The organism is Coprobacter sp., assembly GCF_982436375.1.
On record NZ_CEWDCG010000178.1, the window covers coordinates 1 to 6,360 of the forward strand.

4 protein-coding genes are annotated in these 6,360 nt (G+C 37.5%); 3 read left to right on the top strand and 1 reads right to left on the bottom strand.

Features of this window, described 5'->3' with window-relative positions; genetic code table 11:
- Nucleotides 1-586: 586 nt before the first annotated feature.
- The 3 genes from AC1WHX_RS09665 to AC1WHX_RS09675 are packed head-to-tail and all read left to right on the top strand — an operon-like array spanning nt 587 to nt 4,996.
- Entirely contained in the window at nt 587-1,861 is a 1,275-nt protein-coding gene (locus AC1WHX_RS09665) for a DUF3575 domain-containing protein (protein WP_302545140.1), read from the top strand.
- Between the two features lie 4 nt (nt 1,862-1,865).
- Nucleotides 1,866-2,945 (top strand): DUF6562 domain-containing protein, encoded by a 1,080-nt coding sequence (locus tag AC1WHX_RS09670; protein WP_278583116.1) that lies wholly within the window; start codon nt 1,866-1,868, stop codon nt 2,943-2,945.
- 29 nt (nt 2,946-2,974) lie between these two features.
- Complete coding sequence (locus AC1WHX_RS09675; protein ID WP_302545141.1) at nt 2,975-4,996, top strand: DUF6562 domain-containing protein; 2,022 nt, start codon at nt 2,975-2,977, stop codon at nt 4,994-4,996.
- 191 nt (nt 4,997-5,187) lie between these two features.
- Here the strand turns inward: AC1WHX_RS09675 and AC1WHX_RS09680 are convergent.
- The coding region (locus tag AC1WHX_RS09680) for a glycoside hydrolase family 99 protein (protein WP_481229241.1) at nt 5,188-6,360 on the bottom strand (1,173 nt) is incomplete at its 5' end.

Below are 6,360 nucleotides of genomic sequence, written 5' to 3' on the forward strand. Positions count from 1 at the left end.
ACATGAACGTTTGTTAAAACGCAAATAATTTCTAACTTTGTGGTGTCGGAATTGGAGTAGAGACTTTTTATCCGATATACATGTTAGAGAAGCGTTTAGTTTTATCCTCGCTTTGAAAATCGCCAATTTTTAAAACATTGAAGGATAAACAGAACAAACGTTCATGCTTTTCCATTATAATCACGAGAGTGAATATATAAGGTTAGGCGTGGGTTGGCTGTTTATTTCAATGTGGGTGTTTGGCGATACCTCAAAGCGAGTAAACTGACAAATTCCCACGCTTTTTTTTATGTTTTGTTTTATCTTAAGTGAAACTGCTGATTTGGGGAATTTATGGCGAAAAATCTTTAGATCATGAAAATAGTTTTGTCATTTAAGATGAAGAGTCCGATACATGGTTTACATGAATTAGTTGTGGCAGTAAATTCTTTGATGAAGTCTGTTGGTATCGTTAAAGCCCATACCTCTGGGAGTTATCTTAATAAATCTATTTTTTAAATTCATCTTGTTATTATTAAAAATTAATAAATGGCAAAAGTCTTAACTGCTTGTCATTTAGTCGAATCCATTATTATATAATTGAATTGTGAAAAGATATAAAAAAAAGTGGGGCTTATTGTTGATAACTGCATTATTTTTATCGGGTATTGTATGGGCACAGGGAACATCCGAGACTCTCACTTCGTGCTTGAATAAAAATTACCCTGATTATGTGATTTTTTTGTCAGATAAAAAAATCGATTCTGTTTTTTATTGTGCTAATACTTCGATAGCCCCGGTTATTTTTAAAGTAAATAAGTACAAATTGTATCCCAACAAACAGTTGGATAGTATTGCTGATATATTACGACGAATACAACAAGATACTATAATCCGCTTGTCGCATGTATGGGTCGGAGGAAGTGCCTCACCAGAAGGACCTCCGAGCTGGAATCATCGATTAGGTGAGTATCGTTCGCGGGCTCTTGCCGATTTTTTGTTACAAGAAACCGGTATTCCGGAAAGTAAACTTAAAGTTGAAAACCTTTGTGAAGATTGGTATTCGTTCGAAGTTGCATTAAAAAATGGAGCGCAGATTCCCAATAAAAGCAAGGTTCTTGATATTTTAACAAAAGAGACTGATAACGAACGTCGTAAAAAACAGATTAAAGCTCTTGACGGAGGATATACTTGGCAACGGATTATTCAGGACGTGTTTCCTCCATTCAGAAATGCACGCATTGCCATTGTCTGTCTGGAAGAGCAATTTCCTCTGCCTCCGGTATCAAAAAATTTACAAGTTGCAGAATCTCGCATGCCTGACTTGAATCCTGCTATTTCTTTTTCTTTACAGCCGTCACAACAAGAAAAATGGATAATTGCTATTAAGTCGAATTTATTGTTTGTTGCGGCATTGACCGCTAATTTGGGTATTGAAATTAGTCCGTTTTCTCATTGGTCTTTTGATTTACCGGTGTGGTATTCTCCATATAATATTACTCCAGAGCGAAAGTTGCGTTTATTGGCTGTACAACCGGAAATACGCTGGTGGTCGAAAGAGGCCATGAAAGGACATTTTATCGGTTTGCATACCCATGTCGCCGGTTTTAATGTAGCAATTAATGATCATGGCCGTTACCAAGATCCTAACCATGCTTTGTGGGGAATGGGAATCAGTTATGGTTATGCTGTTGATATCGGTAAAATGAAAAGATGGACTTTAGAATGTAATATAGGGGCGGGTTTTGCTGAATTTGATTATGATGTTTACCGTAATTGGAAGAATGGTCCGAAATTTCGTTCAGGGTCAGACTGGTATTGGGGTATAACGAGAGGAGGCGTTTCGATATCCTATAAATGGTATAAACAACGGAAAAGGTAAGAATATGAATGGAAGAAATCTAATGATTGCTGTATTATCCGTGTTTATGGGGTTAATGATGGCTTGTGATGCGACTGTTCATGAGTATCCTGTTCCCGATAAATCGTTTGTTGTCATAGAACCGAATGTTGATCGGTTGCCGCCTCTTTATTATAAAGAAGTTTTTTATGATGAAGAATGGAATTGTACGATTAAAAATCTGGAAGAAGAACACTCCAAACCGTATATCCCGGATGAAGATTTTGCAATGCGCATTATTCTTGATGTTTATGAAAAAAAATCGGGGAAGAATAGAATCGTGCAGCAGAAAATCGAGCGACGAATGCTTTTGGTTGATAAAGACGCATTGCCTCCACAAGATACAATACAAGTTTATTTGCCGAAAGGTGACTATCAAGTATTAGCGTGGGCAGATTATGTTTATAAAGATAATCCGGTCGATCGATTTTATCAGACTGATATGTTAACGTCCATTAAGACGAATACGGATATTTATCCTGTTAATACGCATCATCGAAGTACCGCAGTCGGTCAGGAGATGTTTACGATCGGTTCAGATTTTGGGCCAAATAGTTTTTCCTTTGAAGAATCCGGAACTTTCTCTTCTATGGTTATTCCGGTTATGATGGAAAGACCTTCAGGACGTTACAGAGTGATTGCATCCGATTTTGATGATTTTATCCGGGCTGGAGGTACACTGGAGGGGTTGACTGTAAAAGTAATTTATAAACAATATATCGGAGTCGGGTATAATGTAGAAGCCCGAAAACCGAATCTGTTTACGACGATGTATAGTTTTAATACGATTCTTTCTCAAATAGTTTATGATGGAAAAGAGGCGGTCTCTTTGTTCGGAGATTATTTATTTACTGATTGGGAAAATGAAACGAATATTTTGGCCGATTTTTATTTTTTCGATGCTTCAGGAACAGAAATCAGCCATTGCCAGAATATCGAAATTCCTTTGAAGCGTAATCATGAGACTGTATTGAGAGGATTCTTTCTTACTCGAAAAATAGGCGATGGTAATAACGTGAATATTGATGATAGTTTTGATGGAGAATATGTAGTGGAGATCAACTAAAATATATTGTTTAACAAAAATGTAATTGTATGAGAAAATTTAAAAATTTAGTTATGATCGGATTTTGTTTGCTATTGGTAGCGTGTCAATCAGAAGACTTGTTTACTGATGCTCCGGTCGCTGCAGGAGAAGGAAATGTAAATTTTACGGTTTCTGCCCCTGATCTTTTACAAATGACGCGTGCAACTTTAGGTGAAAATAGTAATAGTATGCATGGGGGAATCACTAATGTAGATTTTGCAGAATATGATTTGCGTTATCAGTTAGCGGTTTATCGCATAGATGGGGAAGGGGAGAATATCTCTTATACGCAGGTAATTTCTCCTCAGAAAAAAGTTGTGGATAGTTATCAAGCTGTCAATTATTCTTTACGTCTGACTCCGAACCGGAATTATAAATTTGTAGTTTGGGCGGACTTTGTAAAGCAGGGTACTGATACGGATTTACATTATGAAACCGGTAATTTTGAAAATATTACTTGCATAGACGACGTCGATAAACAACTGAATGATGAGAGTCGGGATGCCTATTTTACGACAGAAGAGATTACGGTTGGTAGTGACGGGGTCATGAAAGATTTGATATTGAAACGTCCTTTTGCAAAACTTCGTGTTGTCGCTACTGATTGGGGTGTATATAATCTGGAGATGCCGGATAATTTTAAAATAACTTATTATGGTTGTAAACGCTTTACTAATATTAATGCAGTGACCGGTTTATCTGAAGGAACAGATTTGGCAACTGATTTAACGGCAGTTACTGAAATTTATACAGGTTCGATTGATAAATCTCAAAAGGACTATGCTTTAGGTTATGATAAAAGTGTGAATAACCGAACCTTGACGGTCGATTATTTAATGACCGATGCAACGGAACAGACTCCTATTCATTTCAAGTTCGAAGCATTGGACGGTACTTCGCTTATCAGTTCACATGATTTAAAAACAGATATTCCCATTCAACGCAATTGGTTAACAACAGTAATGGGTAATATTTTAACTACGGACGCGCAGTTAACTATCTCTATTGATGAAAATTTTGAGAATGATTGGATTGATGCTGAAGAATGGTGGAATCCGGCTGTAATTGAACCGAAAGAACCTGTCTATGACGAGAGTACCCGAACTTATCATATCTATACGAGAGAAGAATTTGCCTGGCTACCGGATAATATCCTTGATATGATTACTAAAAAAGACGAGAGCGGTAAGTCCGTGAACGTTTCTATCCTATTGGAAAACGATATCGATATGAGCGGTGTTGAATGGAAACCTATTTATACTTCAGGAGAACCGACATACACAGTAGATGGTCAAGGGCATACTTTAAGGAATTTTTCTTTAAACGGAAAATTCGGAGCAGTGTATGAATATCAGATTTGGGGTATTACTCTCGGTAAATATAATGAGTATACGGGAGTTTGGGGTAAGTTTGAAGGTGTAATGAAGAATTTGACATTCGAGAACATTACTATTAATGGACTTGCCGATGATGAAGTGCATACGGATGTTGACGGAAATCCGATAGATCATAGTAAAGAATATGCTTATTTTGCCGGTTGTGTGGGATATACCGGAGCAAATTATAGTACCGTTGCTCAATTTGAAAATGTACATGCAAAGCATATACATATTAAAGCCTCTACGGGTTTGACTACCCAAAATGTCGGAGGTCTGATCGGGTGGATCGGTGTAGGCGGAGGAGCTACTTGGTTAGATAACTGTTCTGCCAAAGATATTTATTTAACTGGTTATCAGGCTGGAGGATTAGTCGGCCAAATTGTCGGTGGAAGGGGTGTCGCTATTAAAAATTGTTGGACGGAAAATATCTATATCCGTTTAAGAGGCCGTTCGGGAATATCAGGATTTGTTGGACAATATAACGATGGTGCAGGATCGAAAATAGAAAATTGTATTTATCCTACACAGGTCGAATATATAGATGATAAGAATGGTGTGTTGACCGATTATAAGCCTGAAGACAATTTTTATGGCAGATGCAGTAAGAATAAAGACAAACTTATCATAACTACCTCAGCTACTTTACCATGAGGAGTGTGCCAAACTAAGGTAAAGTTATAGATTGTAACTAATAAACATAAAAAGTCGTATCACTACTTGAAATGAAGTGCACCCCAAAAGTTAGACACAAAACTTTTGGGGGTCACTTCAAAACAATAATAGTTAAGACAGTCCTTTGACGTGTGTAGTTGTGTATTTGTGTGTGAATTGTATATCTTATTTTAGTTCCGTTCAGGCATTTTTTTTGTCAGAGGTATCTCTTTTCGTAACATTTGAGTCGCTTTACCGGTGAGCCATAGATAATGATCCGAAGGTTTTCCGTCCATTCCGATAAACTGAGATATTTTAGTTACAGGAGGTGTATCGGTACATTTAAATATTGCAGTGCCTTCGTCTATTTCATCGAACATCGCCACATAGATCATTTCTCCTCCGGCTTTCATGGCATTATACATTTGATCCCAGAAAAATTTTCCTCCTTGGCGCGGTATCGAACCTGAAGGCTTTATATCATCGGGAAATTGAATCGTACTTAAATTGTGCCAACTAAACCCGGGTGTAACGCAAGGTACATAATCTATTTTATTCTTTTTACACCATTGGATATCGGCTTTGGTCTCGTCATGATATCGGTCCATATCATTATGTAACAGTGGTGTGTAGCGTTGTACGGTCCATGGTAATAATAAATCTGCTTTTTTGATTATCGTATGCAGATAAGGATCGTTGGTACAGTCAAAATTCAAGTCGCGCCAAGCCGTAGGAACTCCTAACATTACAGCACAGCCTCCATATACCGGATCATTTTGTAAAAAATCGATTAATTTTTCTATACCTATTTCGTTAACCTTATATGGACGGTCTGTAAAGCCTAATCCCCATATGGCAACTACCGGTTTTTTGTTGTGGTGCAGATATGTTTTATTCCCTTTTTGGTTTGTAACATTTAGTTTATCGACCAGATATTTCCAGTCTTCGATAATAACCGAGCAATCTTCTTTTTTGTGTCTTAATCCTGACAAGTCGTACATAATAGCTATGGCTCGATCATATTTCGAAGCAGCGTCAAATGCATTTTTGAGAATGATATCGGGTAGTGATTGTTCACCTCTTCCCCGTGCATAATCAAAAAAGCGCTGCATAAATACTCCGTCTATGCCATATTCTTTCATCCATTTGAAATGGAGGTCTGTCGTGCTGACATCATAGGAACTGAAAATACGGGCTGTAGAGCCGTCAGCATTTTTAAATTCTGTGGGATAAGTTTTTGAATATTCCCTCACATCGGGCCAAATATCTATGTGGCAACTTCCATCTTTAAACCCGTTTTTACCTGCCATGTGACGGTAGCTTCCGCTTTTTCCGTCTTCAGGAGTTCCGAACCAACCTTGATA

What these genes read in the sequence shown, in the direction of transcription:
- AC1WHX_RS09670 (WP_278583116.1), top strand. Translation starts at nt 1,866, where the DNA reads ATGAATGGAAGAAATCTAATGATTGCTGTATTATCCGTGTTTATGGGG.
- AC1WHX_RS09675 (WP_302545141.1), top strand. Translation starts at nt 2,975, where the DNA reads ATGAGAAAATTTAAAAATTTAGTTATGATCGGATTTTGTTTGCTATTG.